21 protein-coding genes and 1 pseudogene are annotated in these 25,627 nt (G+C 53.7%); 14 read left to right on the forward strand and 8 right to left on the reverse strand.

Going from position 1 to position 25,627, the window contains the following annotated elements:
- Nucleotides 1-29 precede the first annotated feature (29 nt).
- From nuoE to AB1724_05035, 3 genes are read left to right on the forward strand one after another with little or no spacing between them, the layout of a single operon-like run.
- Nucleotides 30-557, forward strand: coding sequence for an NADH-quinone oxidoreductase subunit NuoE (nuoE, locus tag AB1724_05025; protein ID MEW6077149.1), 528 nt, complete (start codon nucleotides 30-32; stop codon nucleotides 555-557).
- Entirely contained in the window at nucleotides 544-2,490 is a 1,947-nt protein-coding gene (locus AB1724_05030; GenBank protein ID MEW6077150.1) for an NADH-quinone oxidoreductase subunit NuoF, read from the forward strand. The genes nuoE and AB1724_05030 overlap by 14 nt, the downstream gene beginning before the upstream one ends.
- Nucleotides 2,483-3,118 (forward strand): 2Fe-2S iron-sulfur cluster-binding protein, encoded by a 636-nt coding sequence (locus AB1724_05035; GenBank protein ID MEW6077151.1) that lies wholly within the window; start codon nucleotides 2,483-2,485, stop codon nucleotides 3,116-3,118. Before AB1724_05030 ends, AB1724_05035 begins: the two co-directional genes overlap by 8 nt.
- Before the next feature lie 413 nt (nucleotides 3,119-3,531).
- Here AB1724_05035 and AB1724_05040 read toward each other — a convergent pair whose 3' ends face one another.
- Nucleotides 3,532-4,305: a zinc ribbon domain-containing protein gene (locus AB1724_05040; GenBank protein ID MEW6077152.1), complete on the reverse strand. Its 774-nt coding sequence runs from the start codon at nucleotides 4,303-4,305 to the stop codon at nucleotides 3,532-3,534.
- Nucleotides 4,306-4,508: 203 nt separating this feature from the next.
- Here AB1724_05040 and AB1724_05045 point away from each other — a divergent pair, with 203 nt between their 5' ends.
- Nucleotides 4,509-4,859, forward strand: a complete 351-nt coding sequence (locus AB1724_05045) for a hypothetical protein (GenBank protein MEW6077153.1) — start codon at nucleotides 4,509-4,511, stop codon at nucleotides 4,857-4,859.
- A gap of 360 nt (nucleotides 4,860-5,219) precedes the next feature.
- On the opposite strand, the pseudogene AB1724_05050 reads toward AB1724_05045, so the two are convergent.
- Nucleotides 5,220-5,339 (reverse strand): annotated as a pseudogene (locus tag AB1724_05050) (RHS repeat domain-containing protein).
- 103 nt (nucleotides 5,340-5,442) lie between these two features.
- Here AB1724_05050 and AB1724_05055 point away from each other — a divergent pair.
- Both AB1724_05055 and AB1724_05060 read left to right on the forward strand, forming a co-directional pair.
- The gene (locus AB1724_05055) at nucleotides 5,443-5,685 is read left to right on the forward strand and encodes a DUF2281 domain-containing protein (GenBank protein MEW6077154.1); all 243 of its coding nucleotides are present in this window, start codon (nucleotides 5,443-5,445) and stop codon (nucleotides 5,683-5,685) included.
- 1 nt (nucleotide 5,686) lies between these two features.
- On the forward strand, nucleotides 5,687-6,076 hold the full coding sequence (locus tag AB1724_05060; GenBank protein ID MEW6077155.1) for a type II toxin-antitoxin system VapC family toxin: 390 nt from the start codon (nucleotides 5,687-5,689) through the stop codon (nucleotides 6,074-6,076).
- A gap of 462 nt (nucleotides 6,077-6,538) precedes the next feature.
- Here AB1724_05060 and AB1724_05065 read toward each other — a convergent pair whose 3' ends face one another.
- Both AB1724_05065 and AB1724_05070 read right to left on the reverse strand, forming a co-directional pair.
- Entirely contained in the window at nucleotides 6,539-7,570 is a 1,032-nt protein-coding gene (locus tag AB1724_05065) for an SPFH domain-containing protein (GenBank protein MEW6077156.1), read from the reverse strand.
- Nucleotides 7,567-8,667: an SPFH domain-containing protein gene (locus tag AB1724_05070; protein ID MEW6077157.1), complete on the reverse strand. Its 1,101-nt coding sequence runs from the start codon at nucleotides 8,665-8,667 to the stop codon at nucleotides 7,567-7,569. Before AB1724_05070 ends, AB1724_05065 begins: the two co-directional genes overlap by 4 nt.
- A gap of 348 nt (nucleotides 8,668-9,015) precedes the next feature.
- On the opposite strand from AB1724_05070, the gene AB1724_05075 reads away from it, so the two are divergent.
- A complete protein-coding gene (locus AB1724_05075) occupies nucleotides 9,016-10,620 on the forward strand; it encodes a hypothetical protein (GenBank protein MEW6077158.1) in 1,605 nt (534 codons plus the stop codon).
- A gap of 15 nt (nucleotides 10,621-10,635) precedes the next feature.
- On the opposite strand, the gene modA is transcribed toward AB1724_05075, so the two are convergent.
- From modA to AB1724_05090, 3 genes are all read right to left on the reverse strand, one after another.
- Nucleotides 10,636-11,436, reverse strand: a complete 801-nt coding sequence (gene modA / locus AB1724_05080; GenBank protein MEW6077159.1) for a molybdate ABC transporter substrate-binding protein — start codon at nucleotides 11,434-11,436, stop codon at nucleotides 10,636-10,638.
- A 252-nt stretch (nucleotides 11,437-11,688) separates the two neighbouring features.
- Nucleotides 11,689-12,363, reverse strand: a complete 675-nt coding sequence (locus AB1724_05085) for a GntR family transcriptional regulator (GenBank protein ID MEW6077160.1) — start codon at nucleotides 12,361-12,363, stop codon at nucleotides 11,689-11,691.
- A 120-nt stretch (nucleotides 12,364-12,483) separates the two neighbouring features.
- Nucleotides 12,484-13,563 carry a C45 family peptidase gene (locus AB1724_05090; protein ID MEW6077161.1) on the reverse strand — a complete coding sequence of 360 codons (1,080 nt, stop codon included), beginning with the start codon at nucleotides 13,561-13,563 and terminating at the stop codon, nucleotides 12,484-12,486.
- A 299-nt stretch (nucleotides 13,564-13,862) separates the two neighbouring features.
- On the opposite strand from AB1724_05090, the gene AB1724_05095 reads away from it, so the two are divergent.
- The 5 genes from AB1724_05095 (at nucleotide 13,863) to AB1724_05115 (ending at nucleotide 20,543) form a co-directional block, all read left to right on the forward strand.
- Nucleotides 13,863-14,684, forward strand: a complete 822-nt coding sequence (locus tag AB1724_05095) for a hypothetical protein (protein MEW6077162.1) — start codon at nucleotides 13,863-13,865, stop codon at nucleotides 14,682-14,684.
- Nucleotides 14,685-14,703: 19 nt separating this feature from the next.
- Entirely contained in the window at nucleotides 14,704-15,804 is a 1,101-nt protein-coding gene (locus AB1724_05100; GenBank protein MEW6077163.1) for a hypothetical protein, read from the forward strand.
- Between the two features lie 421 nt (nucleotides 15,805-16,225).
- Nucleotides 16,226-17,911 (forward strand): hypothetical protein, encoded by a 1,686-nt coding sequence (locus tag AB1724_05105; protein ID MEW6077164.1) that lies wholly within the window; start codon nucleotides 16,226-16,228, stop codon nucleotides 17,909-17,911.
- A 289-nt stretch (nucleotides 17,912-18,200) separates the two neighbouring features.
- Nucleotides 18,201-18,575: a CBS domain-containing protein gene (locus tag AB1724_05110; protein ID MEW6077165.1), complete on the forward strand. Its 375-nt coding sequence runs from the start codon at nucleotides 18,201-18,203 to the stop codon at nucleotides 18,573-18,575.
- A 72-nt stretch (nucleotides 18,576-18,647) separates the two neighbouring features.
- A complete protein-coding gene (locus tag AB1724_05115) occupies nucleotides 18,648-20,543 on the forward strand; it encodes a tetratricopeptide repeat protein (protein ID MEW6077166.1) in 1,896 nt (631 codons plus the stop codon).
- A gap of 69 nt (nucleotides 20,544-20,612) precedes the next feature.
- On the opposite strand, the gene AB1724_05120 is transcribed toward AB1724_05115, so the two are convergent.
- Entirely contained in the window at nucleotides 20,613-22,865 is a 2,253-nt protein-coding gene (locus tag AB1724_05120; GenBank protein ID MEW6077167.1) for a hypothetical protein, read from the reverse strand.
- A 141-nt stretch (nucleotides 22,866-23,006) separates the two neighbouring features.
- On the opposite strand from AB1724_05120, the gene AB1724_05125 reads away from it, so the two are divergent.
- Together AB1724_05125 and AB1724_05130 are read left to right on the forward strand one after the other, a co-directional pair.
- Entirely contained in the window at nucleotides 23,007-23,324 is a 318-nt protein-coding gene (locus AB1724_05125) for a hypothetical protein (GenBank protein ID MEW6077168.1), read from the forward strand.
- A gap of 128 nt (nucleotides 23,325-23,452) precedes the next feature.
- Nucleotides 23,453-25,552 (forward strand): hypothetical protein, encoded by a 2,100-nt coding sequence (locus tag AB1724_05130; protein ID MEW6077169.1) that lies wholly within the window; start codon nucleotides 23,453-23,455, stop codon nucleotides 25,550-25,552.
- Nucleotides 25,553-25,627: the final 75 nt, after the last annotated feature.

Here is a 25,627-nt window from a genome sequence, read left to right on the forward strand (position 1 = left end):
TATTAGAAACCGTTGTTGCCGAGGCGTTCATGCTGACACACGCCACCGTAGAAGAATCGCAAAAACTGGAGGCCGTCCGTTCCCGACTGATGGAAGGGCAGAGGAGCAGAGGCTCCCTGATTCCCATCCTCCAGACCATTCAGAAGGAAATGGGCTATCTTCCCGCCGAAGCCCTGGATCTGGTCGCCGGCCTGCTGAACATCTCCGCCGGAGAAGTTTATGGTGTGGCGTCATTTTATAACCAGTTCCGGTTCAATCCGCCGGGCAAACACCAGATCAAAGTCTGCCTGGGCACCGCCTGTCATGTCCGCGGCGGCGACATTATTCTGGAAAATTTTGAACGCAAGCTGGATATAAAGGAAGGCCATACCACCGAAGACCGGGAGTTCAGCCTGGAGCGGGTGGCCTGCGTCGGCTGCTGCGCCCTGGCGCCGGTGGTGCTGATGAACGAGAAAACCCACGGGTACATGTCGCCCAGCAAGGTCGAAGGACTGTTTACCCAGCTGGAGATTGCCAAAAAGAAGTCTGAATCGAATAAGACCGATGGCTCAGAATAACGACCGCATCAATCAGGCGCTCCAGGCCCTGCGGGAAAAAGCCGCCGGCCAATGGCGGGAATTTACCGGATCAACAATTCCCCGTATCCATATCGGCATGGCCACCTGCGGCCTGGCCGCCGGCGCCCAGGAAACCCGGGACGCATTTGAGGCTCAGCTCAAAAAAGACAACATCCAGGCCGTCATCCATCCCATCGGCTGCCACGGCCACTGCTATGCCGAGCCCCTGGTGATCATCGACCATCCGGCCTCGGGCCTGCCGCCCATCATGTACCAGAAGGTCAACGAGGGCAAGGCCGTGATGCTGGTAAAAAACTTCCTCAAGGGCAACGACCCGCTGCTGGAACACATGTATGGCGCCATGGAGGAGAGTGACACCATTCCCGCGGTCATGCTCTTTCCGCGGTTCAATATGGAAAAGCGGGTCATCATGGACAAGTGCGGCCGCATCAATCCGGCCGACATCAATGAATACCTGGCCCTGGGCGGGTACGCGGCCCTGGGCGCGGCCTTGAGCCTGGCGCCGGAGGCCATCGTCGAGACCGTGACCGCCTCCGGCCTGCGGGGGCGCGGCGGCGCCGGCTTCCCCACCGGCAGAAAATGGCAGTTCGCCGCGCAACAGAACGCGGCCGAGAAAGTGGTCGTCTGCAACGCCGACGAGGGCGATCCCGGCGCTTACATGGATCGCACCATCCTGGAAAGCAACCCCCACCAGGTGATCGAAGGCATGATCATCTGCGCCCGGGCCATCGGCGCCGGCCGGGGCGTCATGTATGTCCGGGCCGAATACCCCCTGGCGGTCAAACTGGTTACCCGGGCCCTGGAACAGGCCCGGGAGTTGAACCTGCTGGGTCAAAACATTCTGGGCAGCGACTTTTCCTTTGACATCGAGGTGTTTCAGGGCTCCGGCGCCTTTGTCTGCGGCGAGGAAACGGCCCTGATCCGTTCGGTGGAAGGATACCGGGGCATGCCCCGCCACCGTCCGCCCTTTCCCGTGGAACACGGCTTAAACGGCCGGCCCACGGTCATCAACAACGTCAAGACCCTGGCCACCATCGCCCCGATCATTGAAAACGGGGCGGAATGGTTCCGTTCCATCGGCACGGAAAAGAGCCCGGGCACGGCGATCTTCTCCATCGTCGGTCATGTCCTCTACCCCGGCCTGGTCGAAATCCCCATGGGCGAGACCCTGCGGTCCCTGATCTTCGACATCTGCGGCGGCATCCCGGACAAAAGAGAGTTCAAGGCCGTGCAGATCGGCGGCCCGTCCGGCGGCTGCCTGCCCGCGTCCTTCCTGGACACGCCCATTGACTTTGATTCCCTGACCGCGGCCGGCGCCATGATGGGCTCCGGCGGCATGGTCGTCATGAACGACGAGACCTGCATGGTCAACGTGGCCCGCTACTTTCTGGATTTCACCCAGAAGGAGTCCTGCGGCAAATGCACCTTCTGCCGCATCGGCACCCGCCACCTGCTGGAAATCCTGGACCGCATCACCAAAGGCCAGGGCAAGCCGGAAGACCTGGCGCGGCTGGAATGGCTGGCCGCGGCCGTCAAGCAGGGTTCCCTGTGCGGCCTGGGCAAGACCGCGCCCAACCCGGTCATCACCTCATTGAAATATTTCCGGCAGGAATACGAGGCCCACATCAACGACGGCGTCTGCCCCGCCCTGATGTGCCGGGACCTGATCGCCTATTACATCGATCTGGACAAATGCGCCCGGGGCTGCGACGCCTGCGTGGGCTGCTGCCCCACCGAGGCCATCTTCACCACCGCCAACCGCAAGAAGGGCATCGACCAGGAAAAGTGCATCAAGTGCGGGGAGTGCCGCCATGTCTGCATTCCGCTGTACAACGCCGTGGGCAAGGCCTCGCCGCCGGGTACCGTGCCGATGATTGAAAAACCGAAGGTGCCGGTAAAAGACAATGATTAAACTCTATATCGACAACTGGGAGATCCACGCCACCGAAGGCATCAGCGTGCTCCAGGCCGCCCTGGACAGCGAAATTTATATTCCCAACCTGTGCTGGGTGCGGGAGATGACCGACCCGCCGGCCTCCTGCCGCCTCTGCTTTGTCGAGATCGCCGGCCGGCCCGCGCCCGTGACCGCCTGCACCACCATCGTTGAGAACGACATGGAGGTGCACACCGATACCGAGGCCGTGCGGGAACTCCAGCGGACCTCCTTAAAACTCCTGCTGTCGGCCCACCACGTTGACTGCGGCCACTGCCCGGCCAACAAGAAATGCGAACTGCAGAACCTGGCCAGATTCCTCAAGGTGAAATTAAAACCGGCCGAGTTCCCGACCTATCAGCCGACCGGCCTCATCGACACGTCCCATCCGCACCTGGACTACAACCGCGACCGCTGCGTACTCTGCGGCCGCTGTGTAAACGCCTGCCGGGATAAGAACGGCCGCCCCCTGTTCACCTTTGCCGGCCGGGGCAGCGAGACTATCGTCACCCCGCTGTTCCCTCCCGCCGGCCAGGCCCTGGACAAGGACGCCAGCCTGGTCTGCGTCGACCTCTGCCCCACCGGCGCCCTGACCCGGAAAGGATAATTTTTTCCTCCTTGATTCCTGTGGCTGGACTGCCATAAATTCTTATCGTTTTACCAACATACCATGGGGGGGAACCGATGTTTCATCCTTGTTTTGAATTTATCGCCGTGGTGTTCACCCGTTTTACCGGCTGACGTCATGTTTGCTTCAACAGCGTCTGCCTATTCCCGACTGCTCCATCCCTATCACACTTTTCTATTCAATCTTTTGATTCAATCGTTGTATGACGCTTGTGTTTACCAATTTGCCGTCAAATTTTGGGAAATCATCTCCAAAAGACCGTTTTAATCTGACACTTTTGTCATTATACATCATCACAAATAATGATTTATCATCATTGTCGGTCAGGCGGTCAAGATGCCATCTGCCCGTGGCGGGACAACAGGCTTTCCGCCGACCGTTTTTAACCCTTCCTACCCCGCCGTCAAATTCCTCGGGATATTCTTATACTGCCGGAACAGCACAACGGCCCCCCAGGCAAATGACATCAGCATGATCAGGGCGCCCAGTTTATGGGACATGTTGGCCAGGAGATGATCGTATTGGGCAAGATGGAGCTCCTTTAAGATGAACTCCCAGTCATGAAACCCATAGGGGGCGCTCCGGCCGGTATTGCCGCCCAGCAGCGGCAGGGTCAGGGACCGGGCGTCGTTGATATACGGCGCGATATCGAGGAAATTATCGCCGATCCACCAGAGCACCACCGCCGCGCCGAAAGTGTCCCGGGTCTGGATCAGCAGCACCACCATGCAGACCGCGGGCATCAGTATCTGTCCCAGGGTGCCGCCCAGAGAACGCATGATCCGGCCGAGGGGACTGAAGATCAGGTGCCCGGCCTCGTGGAACGGCAGATTGACCAGGTGCATGAAAGAGTTGCCAGAGGTGCTGCCGGCAATGGGCGCCAGGATCAGTTTCCAGCCCCAGACAAACAACGCCGCCAGCAATACCGCCCGCGCCCAGAAGGAGAAGGCGTTCACCTCATCCGGAACATGGAACAGGATTTCGTTGATAATGGAAAAGAAACCGTCCCTTTCCTCCTGGATTTGATGACTCGGGGTGACCCGGGACGGCGGCTGGGGCCGGCGCAGGGCCTGCTGAAAAGCCTCGTATTTTTCAAAGATGACGCCGCACTTCACGCATTCGCGATGGCCGTCATCCTGTTCATGCTGACATTTGGGACAAATCATCAAAACACCTTCGGCGACTATGTGCCATGATTACGCCGAACTCTTGCCTGGATTCTTGTGACTCTCTCTTTATTGCGCAACCAAAATAAAAAATATATAATAAAAAATACCTATTAACACCAGCTACCGTCTTTGGGGCGGAAAAACTTACTCCGGAATCACCGGAGAATACGAATTTACTTACAGGATTGGAAAAGTCGGTTATGAAAAAATTGTTGTTTTTTGCTGCTATGGCTGTGGTTGGCTATTTTGGGTATCAGCAATTTACAGGCAATAAGTTAGAGCCGCTGTATGAAGAACCATATGTCATCTTATACGGTAACCCCAGGTGCGGCTGGTGTCAGAAGATGGAAAAAGGCTTGCAAGATAATGATATCGATTATATTTTTGAAAATATGAACGAACAGGAAGTCCAGGATGAAGTGCTTCCAAGGATGGAAAAGGCGGGATTGAATACCATGAGATTCAACTACCCGATTATGGATGTAAACGGCAGGCTTTTTATGAGGCCTGATATTGAAACCGTGGTGGCGGCCTATAACAAGACCAAGTGAATTCCACGGGTGACGTGGGCAACTCGTTGCCCGCGGCCGAATCGTGTATTGTCCCCAAGTCGTGCCCAAATTTCTGACTGAAACCCCGGAAATCCTCTCTGCCCTGCTCCATGACCTCAAAAAACGGATGAGATTTTGATCTGATTTTCTGCCTTGAATCCTTTGTACGGCTGATTTTTGGTCCGTTTGATTTTTTGTATAGTACTGGGTCAGGCTCCGGTTGTCGGCGGTGATGGTCTCGTTGGTCAGCCGGCCGCGGACGTCATAAGACAGGGTCTTGACCGTGCCGTTGGGATAGTCGATCTGGTACGGCCAGACCGGTCCGTTGTAGTGATAGACGGTGGCATTGCGGGCGCCGTCGATGGTTTTGGTGACCCGGCCGCGGTAATCGTACTGGGCAGACACCTGCCGACCCATCTGGTCGGTCAGCCGGACCGGGTTGTTATCGCTGTCATAAACGGCGGTGATATAGGCGGCCACGGGATCGACAGAAGCCCGGCGGCTTTAAAAATCTTTTGACATACCCTCAAAATTATTGGTAAATAATTCTATGACGATCCGCAATACCAGATAAAGGCAAAACATGGAAACTAACAATATAAATAATGACATATCGAGTCTTCCGCCGGAAGTTCAGCGGCAGGTATTTGATTTCATAAGTTTCTTAAAAAACCGCTATCAAAAGCCGCGAAAGGCCAGGGCGTCCCGGAAAGGTAAACTATCGGACTCCCCATTTATCGGGATATGGGAGGATCGAAAGGATATGAATGACAGTTCTAGCTGGGTCCGTAACCTGAGAACGTCCGAGTGGGGCGGATTGTCCTGATATGATAATTGTTGATACGGATATTCTGATTGATGCCGGCCGCAATATTAAGGAAGCCGTGACATGTCTTAACCAACTCGAAAAGAATTTTTCCTTGGCAATATGCAGCATCACCCAAATGGAACTTATTGCCGGATGTGGAAACAAAAAAGAATTAAGTGCGCTTGAGCTTTTTGGGGAACACTTTCAAGTTTTGCATGTTAATGAACAGATTTCTGAAACCGCCACGGAACTGCTGAAGCATTATCGGTTAAGTCATGGTTTACTCATACCAGACGCCCTTATCGCCGCAACATCCATAGCCAAGGGCATCCCGCTGATTTCCAAAAACCAGCGGGACTACAAATTTATAAAAAAGCTGCGCCTTCTTCCATACCCCAAACCGTTTTAATGCGGCCGAATCTTTACCATGTAAAAAAGGCGGCCTGACAACAGCCGCCATAGAACAAAGCCGCACATCCATTAAACAACGACAATCGCCGACAGTCTTTGCCGGCTTATCTGGAAAACCATCGACAAGCGCCCTCAACCTGCCTGCAAAAGCAAAAGCTCTGACTGAAACCCCGGAAATCCTCTTTGCCCTGCTTCACGACCCCAAAAAACGGATGAGATTTTTATCTGATTTTCTGCCTTTAGCCCTTGATAGGCCTGATTTTTAGTCCGTATGAATTTTTGTATAGTACAGGGGAGATCGACCCCACGCTCTTGACCGCCGACGAATCTCTTCAGCGACGCATTCAATGTCAGCCGCTTCTCGAATGGAAGGCTCTCAACGTTCGACATCACAAACTAAAAGAAAAAGGAATAAGGAAACACATAAAAAACATAGGCGTCCCCATTAGACCCTTTAAAATTATTCCTTACTTCCGGACAATTTCTTTATCCCCATGGTCTGGATCAGTTCATTGATATTGGTGGTTTTCAGATTCATGCCGCCTTCGGATACCGGCAGCAGGTAAAACGTTTTCCCCTGCAGGGCCTCGGCGATTTTCAGCTTTACAAAAGCCTCGCCCCCGGCGCTGGCCATGGCGTTGTTCATTTCACTGATGCCTTTGGCCTCGGCGATCCCTTCGGTTTTAATGGCCTGGGCAATCAGGTTCTGTTTCTCGTAGTAGGCATCGGCTTCAATCTTGGCTTTCAAATATTCACCATCAACATCGGCCACCATCTTATTCACCTCGCCCCTGGCCTGTTCCAGCTTGCGCTTATACTCCTCCGTCGCGGCATGCTGGGCAGAACGGTTTTTTTCCACCATCTGGTCGGCGATCTTCTTGTCCTCGATGGCTTTCTGATAAGCGGGATTGAAGCGGTAGTCCTTTGTCAACACCCTTTCGATGACAATGCCCATGGGATCGAACATGGATTGAAGCATTTCCTTGGCTTTCTGGGCCTGGGCCTCACGGTGCCTGGCAATATAAAAATCTTCCGTCTTCAATTCGCCGAAGAAATCCCGGGGTTTGCTGCGGGCGATGGTCCTGACGATCTTCTCCCGCAGGGCTTCATCATTCCGGGCCACGTTCTGCAAAATATAAGGCGCCTTCTCCGGAACAATGCGATAGGCGATGATCACGTCCAGGCCGATATCATTGCCGTCAATGGTTTTAAACAACAGGTCGTCGTGACTAAGGCGGTCGCCCCTGCCCTTCTGAAAGGTCATCTCCATGTTCTGGAGTTTGGTGTCAAACGTGTACCAGTCATTGATGAAGGGGAGAAAAAAATAGGTGGAACCGGCCGGGAAGATCTTCTCCGAAACCCCCTTCTCCCCCCACAACGCCAGCTTTTTAACCCGTACGCCCACTTCCGTTTCTCCCGTGGAATGGGGGACACAACCCTGGACGATGATCAACGCGGCCAGCAGCGCCACACTCGCAAGAATCTTTTTCATCGGTCACCTCCCTGACGGACATCAAAGAGTTTCAGGGCGTTGTCCAGATCCAGGGGATTGACCCCGGACGGGCCGTCACTGGGCAGAATGATCAGTTCAAGGCCCTGATAAACCTCCGCCATCTTGAGACCCACCATCCGTTCAGCACCGGCGCCTTTGAGGGCTTCGTTCTTCAGCCTTGTTTTTTCCGCCTCGGCCAGCTTTACCAGCAGGTCGGCTTCAGCCCGCTTGCTTCGGGCGTACAGATCTTTTTCCGCGTTCTTTCGGGTGACATAGGCGGCCCCTTTTTCCATTTCCACGGACACGTTGACCTTGCCCTCCTGCTCGATCTTCTTGAGAATGGCTTCTTCAATGGCCGCTCTGGCCTCGGCCTGATTTTTAAACACCAGCTGATCTTTCAGCTTTTTCTCCTCGATATTTTTCTGGATTTCATCGCTGTATTTAAAGTAGCGGACAAGAACCTGATCAACGGTGATGCCTTTTTCCTTCAGCTCCTGATTGAGATACTCCCGCGCGTCCTCGGCCCGTTCCACCCGGAGCGGGCTGTTGTAAAATTCCTCGGTGGTCAGTTTGCCCAGGGCGTCTTTGAGGGCCGGTTCGGTCTTGGGAATGATGCCGTTGTCCTCGAAGAGGTTGCCCGGACCGATGATGGTAAACACCTTGTACGGGTCGGCGATGTGATAGAGGATGGAGACATCCACGTCCACGAAAAACCCGTCGGACGTCTGGATATGGGCGGCCCTCTCCTGCCTGGCCTGCTCGGAGGCGGACTGACCGGGGTAGTTGGTCAGTTCCAGCACCTGAATGTCCCGGGGAAGAAAGTGCATGATTTGCAGCACGGGCAGGATGAAATGCAGTCCGGGAGGATATATTTTCTCCTGAATGCCCCGGGTCATGCCGATCTTGACCTGCTTGATGCCGTATTCATTGGGTCCGACATAAACCAGAAAAGAGTTGTACAGAGCGATAATGATGGCCAGGATGGCGATGATCAGCCACATCCTGGCCGGCATCTTGAATTTCGGGACTTTCATTTTCAGCGGCATTTTCGGAAACCGCTCCGGCACCACATCGATAATTTCCGCGTTGTCTTCCATGGCTCCTCCTCCATTTTCGAATCATAAAACATCGGGGTCACCCCGGATATTGCACAAATTCAACAGGTCGCGGTTGCGGGAAAAAGAAAACAAAAATCATGGAATATCCGGGCAAAGCAGAAACAGTATGCCTTTTTTCCGGAAGCATGGATATGAAAAAATTATATTCATCTGTGACCGGGGGAAATGGGGGATGTCCTTATCTGCGAGGCGGCGGGCCAACACCGTGGCAAGGGGCGCCGGGTATGATTCAAAATCCAAACCGCATGATACTTGCAATCCCGGGCCGTATGGCTTAAATTTCTGTCATTATTCATCTTGAATTGGCCTGAGGCCCGTTAATAAAGAATGTTTCCCTTCCTCCCCAAATTATACAATTTTCCATTCTTCATTGTATTCTTTATTTCGATATCATCCGCGTTCGCATCGCAGCAAACGCCAATGGTTCCTGATCCTGCTGCAAACAAGATAGAAAAGGCAACCGTAGAAGACGCGGCCCTCAAAACGGAAAAAGGGCTGCTCATGTGGGATTATGAAAGGATCCCGGTTCCTGATAATGAATCGTTTGATCTACTGGGCTTTCATTATCTTCATCAGACCAATAATTGGCTTTTTCTGGGTTTCGGCGTCCACGCCCCTCTGGTTGATGGAAATTGCGGCGGCTTTATGGCGGTTGATGGAACAGTACATGCGCAACGGAAAATATGGAGAAACTCATTTGTCGATGCCGGCGTCTCGCTTGGCGGCGGCGGCGGGGGATCCAGCATAGAACAGAGCAAAGAGCTTTCCGGAAAGGGGGGTTACATCAAAAGTTACGCGGGGCTGGGATACGATTTCCGCGCTTTCTCCCTGGGCATTAACTATGCACACTTTCAATTCATGGATTCCTCCATAAACCACTCGCAATTTGATTTTTTCATCCAGAAACCGATTTCATTCTCGCTCAGCCCATATGCGTTTTCAGGTAAAAAGAGCGCCTTTGATCTTAGCCTTCCGGAATCCCGGGAAAAGATATTAACATTTGAATTGAACAATTTATTTCAAATCCAACCGGAAGGATCGAACACGGAAACGATTAATACGTTATCCCTTCAATTCACCCGCTTCCTGAATGAAAAATATTACCTGTTTCTTGCAGGGGATGTCGGCTATTACGGCCTTCCCCTTTATAATCAACTGGTCGGTGGCATCGGGTATAAGTATTCCATCTCTCCCCGCGTCCATCTATATCACCAGATAGGGGCCGGCTCCGGAGGGTATTCACCGGATATCATCGATACCGGTTCCGGGCTGCTGGTTTATCCGAAATGTTCGGCTGAATACTTATTGAACAACCATATGGGGCTATCGGTTTCAGGCGGCTATCTGTTGGCGCCCGAGGGATCCTCCAGAAATTTAACCCTGGGTGCCGCCATAAATTATCACCTTTCGACAACAGGACATATCCCCGATCAGTTCCGCCTTGACAGGGTTCTGACGTTTAGAGGGTTCCGCCTCAACGCGTTCCAGCAAACTGAATTTAACGTTAAGTTCGGGGACGACCGTCTTGACGACATCAACCTGTTATCATTCCAGCTGGACAGTCTGGTAAATGACAACTGGTATGTACCCGTTCAGGTCAGCGTCGCGTATAATGATTTTCTCGGGTACCCGGGGTATGGAGAATTATTGACCGGATTAGGACGGCAGAATAAATTTACTGAAACAAACAGATTCCAGGGCTTTTGCCAGGTGCTGGTCGGCGTTAATGTTCTCAGCATATTGTTAAAGCCTTCGATTGGAATCAATTACAGCTTGAGTGACAACCTGGCGATCTATGCCCAGATCGGCAAGACCCTGTCAGTTTATAAATTATCCCTGCACAGTAATATTGACGTGGATAACGAACGATTAGACGCCAACCATATCGGAATCGGGCTGACCTATCGTTTTTCGGTGCTGGACATCCTGTAAATTTTTTTTACGTTGTCATCGATCCCGCAGCGGTCTGAAACCATTGTCTGCCAATATCTTCAGACCGGCTTCGCTTACGACAAAGTCGACAAACAGCCGCGCCGGAGCTTCGTGCCTGGTTCCCTTGACCACCGCGATGGGGTAGTCGATGGGTGTATGGCTTCCCTCCGGAGCGGTGGTCACCACCTTTACGTCGGCGGGTCGGGTGGCGGCATCGGTGGCGTAAACGACTCCGGCATCCACTTCACCCCGGGCCGTGTAATCCAGCGCCTGGCTAACGTTTTCGGCCGGCATGAGCTTGTTTTTCAAGTCATCGAAAATCTTCAGATAATGGAACACGTCATCGGCATACCGACCGGCCGGAACCGTACGGGGATTGCCCACGGCGATCTTTTTAACTTTTGCTTTGGTCAAATCCTCGAAGGAAGAAACGACCACCCTGGAAGAGGCCGGGACGATCAGGACCATGCCGTTGGAGGCAAAAACGCTTTTTGTTTCCCATTTTATTCTACCCTCCGCCAGAAGTTCATCCATCTCTTTGGCCGCGTCGGATGCGAACACATCCACCGGCGCGCCGCCCCGGATCTGCGACTGGAGATCGCCGGAAGCGCCGAAATTCAGCCTGACTTTTATCGCAGGATGGGACGCTTCAAATTGTTTGCTTATCTCCGTAAAGGCGTCTTTAAGGCTGCTGGCCGCGGAAACCGTTATCTCCTCCGGCTCCACCGCCCCCACATCTTTAACGGCCGGTAAAAAAACCAGTACAGACAACAGAACTATAAAAGCAGCTTTTTTGAACTCCAGGTTCATGATCATCGCAAATGCCCTCCCTCTTTTGATAAAGTTATCCCTGTTTTTTCGTCATTTATTGTTTTATCCTTCATTCGTATACGGTATACAGTATACGGTATACAATAAAACACGCTGCGATTTTACTGTCAAGTGTAAAAATGGTTAATAAATTCAATAACTCGAAGTAAGATGCCCTTTAAAGGGGGTGACAATGAAAAGTGCGGGGTGGAGGATCTGTTATATGATGGTTACAGGTTGGACTTCGGGGAAAAGAAATTACCGATTCGGCTCTTCGATACTTAATTTTTCAACCGTCATTTCCTTGGCCAGCAATACTGTGCTGTGGAATAAAACAATGGCTTCCTGACTGTTTTTCTCTAATATTTTTTCATATATTTTTTTCACACTTCTCATGAGGCGTTCCGGAATATCCGGGGCATTGGTCACCGCCGCCCACATGATACGGCTACCGATGGGTATGAGTTCCCTGGTTATTTTTTCGATTATCGGGTTGCCTGTTTTTGTGACCAGAAAAAGAATGATATCATTCATCATCTGGATATAGGCATCGAAATCCGTTTTCTGTATGCTCTCTTCCATTTGGCGTATCATTTTTTCCATTTGGCGTTTGTCGGGTTCCGACAAATCAATAAAATGAGACATCGAGTAGTCCAGCAGAATCCTTACCGTATCATAAAAATGGCCTATATACTCGACGGATAACGTGGTTACCTGATAGCTGCCGTTGGTCATTCGTTCCAGTAACTGTTGCTGCTCAAGCGCCCGCAACGCTTCCCGAACCGGAGTCCGGCTGACGTTCCACTCCTTTGACACCTGGGTTTCCCGAAGAATCTCGCCGGATTTATACTCCCCGTGAACAATTCTGGCACGAATCATCCTCAAAAGCTTATTGGCGTAATTTTCTCTGGTAAACAAATCGGCGTTATTCATTCCAACCCATTTAAAATCGTTGCGTGGTTGACTGGATCTGACCCGCGATTTATTGTGAAAACGATATATTATTCAGCCGATAGAATCAAGCAAGCATCCACCCGCATAGCGTGGCCTGGCCTATTCATCCACCGTATAGTGATAAACCTTGTCGTATTTCTGCCAAACCGCCAGATCAACGGTCTTCTTCGTGTTGTTGTACAGGGCGCTCCACGACGTATTGCAGATCGCACCGGTTTGGGGGTCTTTGACATTATGCATCCTGGCTTTGGCCAACAAGTCGATGCCCTCCCGGGTCGTCATTATCCCGTTCGTTTCCCGCAGGCGGTTCAAGATGATCTGGTAGCGGTCATGGCCATCTCCGATATTAAACTTCCTGCCCGGCGTCAGGTAGAAGTTGGTGGCGGCCTGGTATTTCCCGTCCGGTTTCAGGACCTGCATTTCATTATCGACGTACTCGACAATGACACTGTTGCCGGCCGCGTCGGTTATCTGATAGTGGTAGCAGCTATTGGCCGAGCTGCACATGTCATATTTTTGCAGCAGGGCGACCGCTTCATCCACGGTGGCCGCCTTGTCCAGCAACAGGCGGATGGCTGTCGTACTGGTAATCGCCACCTTGCCCGTCTCCTGCCGGGTGGGCGGGTCAAAAAGCTGAAGGATGCCGACCGCCAGTCCTTTTTCATTGATACCATCCAGGGGCAGGTAGGGCGCGGACATGGCCAGTCCCTTGCTCCATAACGCTTCCACTATATTGCCCCCTTCCCTGTACCCATCGATGAACGCCAGGTTGACCATGGAGACGCTCCGGTAGCCCTTATCCGGTTTTGTATATACCAGCATAACGATCGATTCATAGTCGAAGTTTCTTCCAAAAACGCGGTCGCCATCCGGTGTAACGGCATTAAACGTACTGCAGCTCAAATCAGGCGTTTTCATCTCAATGGCAAATCCCTTCAGGATCTGCCGGGACACGAATTCAACCAGCTCGGCATCATTGCTGGCGCCGACGTTGAGGAAATCGTCAAATCCGTAGTCGCCATGATATGTCATCACATAGAAATGGTCATCGACCTTTTGAATGCTGTTGGCCGTCTTGATCTCATTGCGAAAAACAAATCCGACCCCGGCCGCCGAGATCACCAGTACCGCCAGGATACCGATTAACGCCTTTTTCACAAACCCGTTCTGCTTTTCCATGACACGCATCCGATTAGCTTAAAGTTGAAGGTTTATCAGCATAGCATATTGATATAAAAAAGACAGCTTCAGAAATCTCATCCGGTTAAGATGCCGCAGGAACGATCCCGGGATCAACCAGGATCTTGACTCTCCATATCGGCCTTGTTATTAATGTCGGCCATAAACAATTGCTTTTGTCAAAACGCTACCGTGTATGGCGACATCACCCAAACCCGCCTGTTGTTTAAACCTGAAGCACATGGGCTACAGTGACTTGCTTAGCAGCATTCCCCGTCGATGCAGGAGTTGAAAGACCGATGAACTACAGGATATCCGGCAACGTCCTCGCCGTATACATGGCCTGTCTGGGAACGGCCGGTTTCCTGCTAGGCGCCATCTGTGCGGCGTTTGCGGCCGGAACGGTCCACAGCGACGAAACCACCATACTCCAGAGGATTCTTGGAACCCTTTTCGGCCTGACGCTGATGGCCGGCTCGGGGACGGCGCTGTGCCTGCTGGCGAAGGCGCTGGCCAGGGACCTCGCCTCCTCACCAGTCCGCCGGTCATTGACGGGACTTTTCGCCTATATAAAAGCCCAGATAACCGGGCGCAGCCTGGCGTCGTCCGCGCTGCTGTTCGTCACCATGCTGGATTGCCTGGCAGCGCTGAGATACCGCTCTGTGTTCCCGGCGAATATCATGGATATCGAGTTCCTCGCGATTCACGCTTCCCTTTTTCTCGGCCTGATCGCCGCGGCGCGCCCGGCCACCCGGCGGGGCGCAGCCCTTAAATACGCGGCATTTGCCTCGTTATTGGGCATTTACGCGGCCATCGCCGTCAGGAACATCGACGCCTACTCGGCCGCGGTTTTCCTTTTCCTGGTTCTTGGCAAGTTCGCCGGAATGTACTTCAACCCTCCCGACACCGATGAGCGGGCGATCACGGCCGCACGGTGGATCATGAACCTGGTCATCTTCATGTCCGTGGTCATGATCGGGCGTGCCGTTGGCGCCGACGGCCCTGGCCCGGCGGCCGCCGCCGTCTATTTCGGCGCCCTTGGCCTTCTGGAAGCGGTGAATTTCTATGGTATTAGATTCTCAGAAGAGACCGCCGCCTTCATCAGATCACGGCTCAACTGACGCGTCAGGAATGGAAGGAATGACTGACATCGACGGCTGGGAAATCGATCTTCGCCAGATCTACGGCGGCCGGTGGCGCGACCGTAAACGTTTCGGCCTGGGCGAATCCCTCTGGGAAGCGCCTGATGGCAGCTATGCCGTGCTTCTCTATGGCATCGGTGAAATCGGCATAAACAAAGAGGTCGGTCATCTGGCGGTGTTCCGGGACAAGCAGGCGCCGGTGACGGTCGCGCGGTTCGGACGACAGTTGTTCTGGCATCGCGACGACGATACGGCGCAGTTCGGCGAGGGCGGCCTGTTTCTGGTCCATCGCTATGACGTCACGGGTAAACGGCTCATGGCGACGCCACTGCTTGTCGATACGACTCGCGGCGCCTGGGCAATGCCACCGGACTTGCCAGGGGTTTTCCATCGCCTGCACCGGCTCCGGTCAACTGATTGCGTCCTGTGCCGCGATGACGAGACGGCAGCGCCCGCTGTGTCCCTGGACCCTTCAGCCCTGCGCTGGCGGACCTGTCGGCCCGGAGGCGGCATTCTGGTTTCGGCGTTCGCCTGGGGCATACCGGCGGCAATTTCGACCGGCTATCTCTGGGCCTTAATACGCTTTGCCGCGCTACCGGTCGTCGGTACCATAGATCAGATGTTGCCGGATGGCCCACTGGCGGACGAGACCCACTTCGATCAACTCTGGCAACCGCTGATGGTGGCCGGGCCGGCGTTCGCTGCCTATGTCCTCGGGTTGGCGGGGCTGGTGCGCCGTGCCGTCCTGGCCACCGGGCGCGCATATGGTCTGGCGGTCTGGGCGCTGGTGCTGGTCTGCTTAAGCCCTCTCGTGTTCATGGGACTCAATGCAGTGCTGGACCGGTCGCCTGCCGCGGTTCGGGAGGTTGTCGTGCTTAATAAATATGAGAGCACCGATCCGAACACCGGTGCTAACCCGATGTGGCGCCTGACGCTTGCTTCCTGGCGCCCCGGCCGCGAGTTGGAAATCCTGCCGGTCAGCGAGAATGAATACCGCGCCGCCATTCCTCAGCAGACTAAAGTGGCCCTGACCTTGCACACGGGATACTTCGGCCATAATTGGATTGCGTCCTACCGTCTCCAGCCTCCGACCCGATAAGCGATCTCAAACCGGAAGCGGCCGGTTTTGCAGATTGGTTTGAGGTCGTGAAAATATTGACACGCAAGGCCTTGCCATGGATAATGATCGGAACGAAAGACCAATGTTTTCTTGAAGGCCGCGGGGAGATGCTGAAGTGCCGCTCTTTTTTTCCATATCGTTACTTTTATGTTTTCTTTTCTCCTTGCCATTGACCCCGCCGGCGATTTGCGGTGAAATCGCGTCCCCGGATTCGGGCTATTGCCTTTCCTGTCATTTTAATAAAATCAACCCCGCCGGAAAAGAATCGCCGGCAAAGCATCCCGGCGCTCTTCTCGATCAGCACCCGCCGGACCGGTTTCGGTGCGTCTATTGTCACGGGATGAAGCCCGATTCGGATCCGGCCGGCCAATCGGACCCATGCCCCTCCCGTGAACCCGGAATGTTTATCCCCCGGCCTCATAGCCAGGCCGCCTGCCTTCGCTGTCATGAGAGTACCTACCGGCTCGCCGGCGCGGAGCGTCTGGAAGACGCGCGCGCACTGCTGGACAAGCATGGATGTTATGCCTGCCATTATTCGGAAGGCGTCGATTACCAAAAAAAATTCGCCCCACCCCTCAATGGCCTGCGCAAGAAACTGGCGGACAGACGCTGGCTCTTAAGCTGGCTGAGCGGCCCTTCCGGGATGAGGCCCGGAACGGTCATGCCGGATTTTCATCTTCCGGAAAACGAAATCCAGACCCTGGCCGCTTTCCTGCTGAAACTGCCGTACCCGGAAACGTTTGCGCCCATCGACCTCGGCAACGCTTCGGTTGAGCGGGGGCGTCAATCCTTCCATCGTCGCGGATGCATCGCCTGCCATGTGATTCAACGCCATGAATCGCAATCCATGCGCCGTATTCCGGTCCTTTTCGACGCCGGCATCAAGCTCAAGCCCGAATGGATCTGGGTCGAGCTCGAAGATCCCCGCCGGTACAATCCCGATGCCCGCATCCCCCTGCTTATCCTTCCCCGGGAAGAGACCCTCGACATCATCGCGTACCTGGTTTCCGAGACATCGGGAATCGAGGACGTTCAAATAAAAACCTTTCAGAAAGCGGTTCCCGGAACCCCGTCAGGTGAACAGATCATCCGCGCCAGGCGGTGTTACGCCTGCCACCGGATCAGCGGTTTTGAAAAGGACGAGCTGCCCCCGTCCGCGGGCGATAAACCGGCAAAAACACACACCCTGACGGGGATTCATGGATACCGGCCCGGTGCGGGCAATACGCAAACCGGACAGGGCGTCAACCTTCCGGACTTCGGTCTGAATTCCGGAGATACGGAGAAATTGCTGACGCTGTTCTTTTCTCTGCCTTCGACGGACATACCGGAGGCGTTAATGGTTCCGGCCTCTCCGGACCGCCAGCGCGGCCAGGCCGGTCATCGCCTGGTGGCTGATTATGCCTGCGGTGATTGCCATCTATTGGAAGATCCGATCAAACCGCGGGCAGGCCGATATGTCGACCGCACCAGCCTGATGCCGCCCCGGCTGGATTTTGAGGGAGAAAAAGTTCAGCCCCAATGGCTGGCCGGCTACCTGGCATCGCCCTCCCGGCTCCGGATATGGCTGGAAATGCAGATGCCGCTTTTCTATCTGGATGACAAAAGCATCGGCATGATCATCGATTATTTCCGGGACCGTTCCGGCCTGCCCGTGTCCGTCCCCCGGCAATACGCCCTCCCCTTTGACCCGGTCGGCCTGTCAGCGACCGACCGGGAGATGGGGCTTTACCGGTTCCGGAACGACCGGTGCATGCAGTGCCACCCGGTCAGCGCCGCGGCGGAACTGCCGCCGGGCGTATCCCTTGATGACCTGGCCGTGGACCTCATGCTGGCCAAAAACCGGCTCACCTATGAATGGACCGTCAATTTTCTCAAAGACCCGGTCCGTTTCGCCGGAGCCCGCACCCGCATGCCGTATGTCTATTTCTCGCCGGAAGGCCTGCCGAGGGTGAGCGATGCGGAATTCTGGATGGAAAAAGTGGCGCGGTTTCTTTTTGTCATGGAAGAGCCCCCGGCACCTTTAACACCGGAAGAGCACAGGCGATCCGTGCCCGATACCGACTGGCTTCATACGGATTATTAGCCTGTAGTAGGGCACACGATCATCTGTCCGCCGCGCTGCCGCATGGAGGCGAGCACGCCGGAAGAACGGGCCGCGGTAGGCGTTCGTGGCCCACAAGCAGGGGGCTTTGGCCTGACAGGAACGCCTGGCAGACGCATTGCGGCCGTTTAAAAAGCGCGGGACAGCAAGAGAAGCGCTCTGCGACTAAAACAAGTTGACACGCAAGGCCTGCCCTGGTATAAGGTATTTGCTTAAAAAGCAATCTATTATCCTTATTTTTAGTTTATCCGGCACGAAACAGGAGTCCGTTATGGTCACGGCAAAAGAGGTCATGTCCGCCTCCGTAATGACTGTCAACACCGATGTGAAAATAAACGACGTCATCAAACTGCTGGTGAAGCACAATGTAACCGGATTGCCTGTGGTTGATGAGGAAATGAATCTCCTTGGAATGGTTACCGAAAAAGATGTATTAAAAGCGTTGTATAATAAAGAAAAAGTCAAGACAGTTCAGGATTTGATGTCGCCGAACGTTACAACATTTGATGAAAATGAGGATCTGATTAAAGTATTCAAGTGCCTGGTTGAAAACAGCTTCAGAAGAGTTCCCATAACCTCATCCGGGAAACTGGTGGGGATAATAAGCCGGCGCGATATTATCCGGTTTCTTCACAAAAAATTATAACTTAAAGCAATTTTTAAATTTCTCGTTTTTACCTTTTTTATCCGTTTTTCCGCCAGAAGGCTTCCGCTGTCGATGAATAAAAAGTATGGTTATCTTGTCATCTTCGCCTTAATCGCCGCTTCCCTGGCCGCCTTTGGACGGATAGCCGGCAATGATTTTATTAATTTCGATGACACCGGATACATTACCGAAAACGCTCATATCCAGTCGGGGATAACGGCGCAAACCGTTAAATGGGCCTTTACCTCGGTTGTTCTGGTCAACTGGCACCCCCTGACCCTGCTCTCGCATGCCCTGGACTGGAGCCTGTTCGGATCAAACGCCGGCGGCCATCATATTATCAGCCTGATGCTGCACATCGGTGCCGTCCTTTTCCTGTTTCTTTTTTTAAACCGGGCTACCGGCAGCCTCTGGCCGGCGGCCTTTGCCGCGGCCTTGTTCGCCCTGCATCCCCTGCGGGTGGAATCTGTGGCCTGGGCCGCCGAGCGTAAAGACGTGTTGAGTATGTTTTTCGGCATGGCCTGTGTCTACACCTACGCCTGCTATGCCGAACGTCCCGGAGCAGGCCGCTATCTGCTGTGCCTGGTCCTGTTCGCCCTCTCGCTGCTGTCCAAGTCGATGCTGGTCACCCTGCCCTTTGCCCTGCTGCTGCTTGATTACTGGCCGCTTCAACGCTGGCGCAGTGCCGCGGCCGGGCCCGGCATCAATGTAACGGGCAGACTGATTCTGGAGAAAATACCCTTTATCTGCCTGACGGTCGCCATCAGCATGGTGACCCTCTGGTCTCAAAGCAAAGGCGGCGCGGTGGTGGAATTTGAAAGCCTGCCGTTTACCGAAAGGCTTTTAAACGCCATTGTCTCCTATGCGGCCTATCTGGGAAAAACCCTCTGGCCGGTTAACCTGGCTATTTTTTATCCTCATGAAAAGACGCTGCCCTGGGGACAGGTAGTGATTTCCGTCCTTGTCCTGACGGCCATCACCACAGCGGCTGTTTGTTATATAAGAAAGCTGCCTTTTCTGTTCGTTGGCTGGTTCTGGTATCTGGGCACGCTTGTTCCCGTAATCGGGTTGGTGCAGATCGGCGGTCAGGCCATGGCCGACCGCTATACTTACCTGCCTTCCATCGGTCTGGCCGTTATGCTGGCCTGGGGGATGCCGCTTCTATTCCCGCGCCGGGATACCCGCGAAAAACTCCTTTTCCCGTCGGCGATTGCCGTTCTTCTGGTTCTGGCGGGTTTGACCTGGAGACAATGCGGTTACTGGAAAGACAGCTTCAGTATTTTCGGTCACGCGCTGGCCGTGACCAGAAACAACCCGCTGCCGCATTTTAACCTGGGCCACGCTTATTCCCAGCAGGGCGATAACGAAAAGGCCCTTTATCATTACAACAAAACCATCCTGATGAATCCCGGCAACCACCTTCCCTACAATAACCGGGGAAAACTATACGAGGACCAGGGCCTTTATCAGCAAGCCCTTGAAGATTACAACATGGCCGTGCGGCTTAAACCGGATTATGCCGATGTTTACAATAACAGGGGAAATGCCTACATCAAAACCGGTCAGTATCAACAGGCCCTCAGAGACTACGACGAGGCCATACGTCTGGCCCCGGATAACGCTGAGGGATATTACAACCGGGGAACCGCCTACGGTAAAGTCTTGAGGCTGTACCGGGAGTCAATTGAGGATTTAAACAAGGCCATCAGCCTTAACCCTGATCACACTAAAGCCCACAGCAACCGGGGCAACTCCTATCTGGTGCTGGGCGATTATCAGCTTGCCATCAGGGATTACAACCACGCCATCCGTCTTCAACCGGATTACGCCGACGCCTATAACAATCGGGCTTTTGCCTATTTAAAGACAGGAGACATTTCCTCCGGTTGCCGCGATGCGCAAAAAGCGTGTGAATTGGGAAACTGTTCGGTCTTAAATGGCGCGCAAAAAGGTGGATTGTGCCGTTGAAAGCGGCGACTCCGGTAGCTTCAGGCGACAGCCTTAAGGCCTCTCTAAAAATTTACGCCCGCCCCACGCTTACCAGAGGCTTATCGGAAACATCTTCTGCCTGCCTCCCCGGAGCGTGCGAAGCAGGTAAAACTCCAGATAAGGGTTATCATCCGTCAAGTCCGGCAATTCAGGGGCTCTGCCCGAAAGTTGCGGAAAAGCTAAAAAAAAGTCGAGGGGTACGGGATCCCACTCAAGAAGGTCCGCGGCCACCGGCGGGCTGTAATATCGCATCTCTATTTCACTGGGGCTCGTTTTGACAGGTTCCGCTGCCCCGATTACATGCAGTCCCATTTTATTGTAACCTTGTTTGATATAAACGCAGGGGAAAGCGCTCGAGAAGGTCTTGACAAGCGACATGAACGTCTCTCTGTCGTCGACCCCGCTACCGGTCCCGACAAAAGGATACCAGTGAGCCATGATCCCGCCATCTTTCAGCCGGGACCTTGCCAATTCTATAAACTCCCTTGAATACAGATTGACTACTCCGGCCGCATCGATCGGGGGGGGAGGGTCAATGGTGATAACATCGAATTTCTCCCGTGTCAGTTTCAAAAAATTCCGTCCATCATTGACAATCATGCGCCCCCGAGGGTAGGCCCTTATCTGGTCGGCATCGGCATAAAAATGGGGGAACGCTTCAAAGACCTCCGGGACAAGCTCGACGACGGTAACGTTTCTCCCATGAGAAACGGCCGAACGATAGGTCGTCCCCATTCCAAAGCAGATTACCAGTACGTTTTCAGGGTTAGGATGAATCAGCAAAGGAAGGTGGGCCATGATCTTCGTATCCGTTGCCTTAACGGTCATGCCGATTCCGTTAACCAGCAGCTTGTCATAAAGGCCGTTCGACCATAATTTGACTACCGTTACCACCCCCTGCATCCCCGGTTTATGAAAAGGAATCGTTAAACCAGGGGATTTCTTTTTGATGTGCCGCACAAAACAGCTTTCCGCCTTCGTACCGTTTATCGATATAACGATCACGACCAGTGCCGCGATTCCCGCCGGCAAAAGAAGTACAGCCTGGCGCCGGAACGACTTTCTCTCAAACCATATCAAAAAGAGAAGCGCCACCAGGCAGATCAGTCCGTAACAAAAAGCCAGCAGAAAAAGAGCGTTGAAGTAATCATAGCGGGGGGCCACAATGAAACCGGCTGTCAGAGAACCGGCAACCGCTCCGATGGTATTCCAAGAGTAAGCCCGGGCAACCGCTTCCCCTCTCGGATCAACCGATCCGGGGTCAAGCATCCGCGCGGCCAGCGGGAAACACGCTCCGGAAAAAAGCGAAAGCGGCATCAGCATCAGCATCGCTTTCAGATACGCCAGAAAGATAACAGCCAGGTGAACCATAGCCGAGCTGTTAGTGGCGATACCTGTCGCGAGCCTTTCGAACAAGATAATGGAAACAATGCCCCACGCCCCCATGGCCAACTGAAGGCCTGCCAGCCAGATTGGCAAATCGTCCTGCCGTAACCGGTTGACAAACAGCGCCATCAGCCAGCTGCCGAGGGCGATCCCGACCAGGTAGAGCAGCACAATCGTGGCAAAGGCGTAAGTCGAGTTGCCCACCAGCGTTTCCAGTGTGCGTGTCCATAACACTTCGGAAGCCAGAGCGACGGCGCCGCTGCCCGTCAGTACGGCGATAGCCACTTTACCGTGAAAAGAAAGGCCCTTCACATCAATATTGTCACCGCTGGTATCAGGGGACGGCGGCGGCGGGCCTTTCTGCGCCAGGTCTCCCGAACCCGTTTCCCGGCGTGAGAGGAGAAAGCCCGCAAACGCAACGGAAAAATTCATGAAAGCAGCGATCATATTGGTTGCTGAAACACCGGCCAACTCTATCAGGACGAAACTGGCCGCTATGATGCCAATGGCCGCGCCCAGGGTGTTGGCGGCGTACAGCAAACCGGCCCGGAAACTGAAAGTCCGGCGGGGGTTACGCCGGAAGTATTCGGTCAGCAGCGGCAAGGTAGCACCCATAAACGTGGTCGGTACCATCAACAGCAGGAAAGAAAAGATCGCCCGCACCGACAGGCTGTAGGCGGGAGAAGAATCCGCGCTCATTATAATTGAAAAGATGGTGTCCCCGAGGCCGAACAGCCACGGAAAGATCAGGGCAAATGAGCCGATGCCCAGTTCCATGACGGCATACCATCTCATCACGTTTGTCACACGGTGCAGCACGCGTCCGGCGACATGGCTCCCCAGCGCGAGCCCGATCATGAAACAGCCCAGGACAATGGAAACCGAAGCGGTGGTGGTCCCAAGGGAAAGGCTCAACCAGCGCGACCAGATAATCTGATAAATGAGAGCGCTGGCACCTGAAACTGTAAAAATACCGTATACACTGAAATTTCGATATAAAGATTGACGCTGCATTCGTGCCTGCCTCTACAGATAGTTCTCAGAAAAAATTTGAAAATGCGGACTTTATTTAATATCAGGCCCTTCTTTATCTACGGCATTGAATATATTGAATTTAACACGACTGCGGGTATACTAAACTTCTTTTCCACTGTCAACCGCTCTTCTGCTGCCCATACATGGCGTGTAGCCGCAAAAACTTTGACACCTGAGAGCGACCTTGTTATAGATACCCGTCAGGAAGGACCCCGCTATCCTTTATCAACAACAGCACACCCCACCGCAAGCAGCGGGATATTTATCAAGGTTTATGGTGATCTTATCAAAGCAAGCTGCGAGGAAGTAAACCCGAACATGATCAAAAAGGCCAGATAATGGACGATAGCCGGTTATCGATAATAACACCCGCGGCGTCGGCATCTGATGAAAGGCGGGGGGCATCCCGGACAATTGTTCTATGGCAGCTTTTCGTGGCCAGCTTCATCTCGCTCTTCTGGGAAATCTTGCTGATACGATGGATCCCCTGTGAACTTCCTTTTCTGGCGTTTTTCCGATCGCTGGTGTTGCTCGCCTGTTTTCTGGGCTTGGGGCTTGGCTGCATTGCTTTCTCTCGAATAAAGGTTAGCAAAGGCACCCTGATTGCTCTTTTCCTGACGGGTTTGTTGATCGGCACGATTACCATACGGATGGCCGGTGAGGATTTGAGAGCAAGGGGGTTCGGCAAGAATTCCGGTATATACCAGCAAACCGGAGAAAGCGCCGACCGTCAGCGGAATAAACCGGACCAGCTTGATTTTACGATCGAGTTCGAGGGGACAAAAGGCCTGGGAGAATTCGTCATCATCGGTGTTTTTATCTTTGTTTCTCTGCTGATGGTCCCCATCGGGGTAATTATCGCCAGATGTTTCTGCCAGATCCCCCCGCTGCAGGCCTATCTGATCAACATCTCCGGAGCGATTTCCGGATCGATTGCTTTTATCGTCATATCGTTTACGGGGCTTTCTCCCGAATTCTGGTTTGCGATCGGACTTCTCCCTTGTGTTTTTCTCGTTTCCCGAAACGTAAAAAAGCAGGCGCCTTTCTGGGTGATGGTCTGTGCTGTTTTTTTTATTGTATGGCAGCATGTCAACAGCACGACATATCCGGTCATATGGTCCCCCTATCAGCGGGTTTCATGTAACTTCTGGTATGTCCGGCTATCCGGCTTTCCCCTGGATCTCAATGGCCGGCACCTGATGGAGGCGCCGGTTTTTGTCAATTACGACTATCACCAGAGCATCATGGATTATTCCTACGCCAAAAACGCCGATCCGGAAGGCATCAGGAATTCCCAGTGGGCACTGGACACCTATAACCCCAGGACATCTATCTTTTATCGGACTTATACAACGCCTTATCGGTACAAGCCCCATCCGGAAAGGGTTCTGATTATCGGGGCCGGCGTGGGGAATGAAGCGGCCGCGGCAATTCGTGCCGGCGTGCCGGAAATCGATGCGGTTGAAATCGATCCCGGTATAGTGGAAATGGGCGTTCGGTACCATCCGGAGCGCCCTTATGCCAATCCCCATGTCAATGTCATCCGCAGGGACGCCCGGTCCTTTCTTGAACAAACGGATAAGCAGTACGATCTGATCGTAAAGAATATTGTGGATTCTCATACCCAGTTTGCCGCCAGCGCAGGACTGAGGCTGGACAGCTATATCATGACCATGGAATTTTTTGAACAGATCCGGAGACATCTTAAACCGGATGGCCTGTTCGCCATGGAGTTCAGCGGCTATCACTGGTCCTTACCCTGGACGCAGGCGAGAATCCGGGAAATCCTGTGGCGGGTGTTCGGGTTTTCGATCTCCGACCCGGCAAAGCTGGTCTGGGGAGGAGGCCCCATGCTCCTTATCGGCAAAGGGTCGCCTCCGCCGAAGGCGGAATACGACCAATCGATCCCGGTGAGTACGGATGACTGGCCCCAGTTTTTCCTCAAAAAACCGATGATCCCCAGAGCGTATCTGTTTTTAATATTGAGCGTAATGCTCATCTCACTGGTCGGGATCACGATTGCGAACCCCCGCAGTTTGAAACAGGTTGATGCCCACTTCCTGCTGCTGGGCGCGGCTTTCATGATGCTCGAGATCAAGAGCATCACAGAGCTCTCGCTGATTTTAGGGGCAGACTGGCTGGTGAATTCAATCGTTATTGTCGGTGTGCTGATTGCGGTAGGATTATCCAATATGGTGATTCTGCTTTATCCGCGATTGCCCTACTGGCCGAGCTATCTGATTATATTCGCGTCCCTGGCGTTGGGGTTCGTTTTTCATCCCGGATTTTTTCTGGGTTATGATTTCCCGACGCGCGGCCTGGCCGGTATACTGCGCGTGGCGCTGCCCGTTTTCGGGGCTGGATTGGTCTTTTCCTCTTCTTTCCGCCAGGCGACCAACCCTCCTGTCGCGCTGGGATGGAACCTGCTGGGCGCCATGATCGGCGGACTTGGGGAGTACTTGAGCCTGATCACCGGGGTCCGTCTGCTGGGCGCTGTAATTATCCTGTTGTACCTCCTGTCACTGCCGCCTGTAACCAGACATTGCGCTTGCCGCGCTTCCGGGTAATTTCAGAATGAGTTCCCGGCAGCGGGAATTCAGTTGACAATTGTGATACCGGGCATGAATATTAGCTCTTATAAT

Source organism: Thermodesulfobacteriota bacterium, from assembly GCA_040753795.1.
Classification (GTDB): domain Bacteria; phylum Desulfobacterota; class Desulfobacteria; order Desulfobacterales; family Desulfosudaceae; genus JBFMDX01.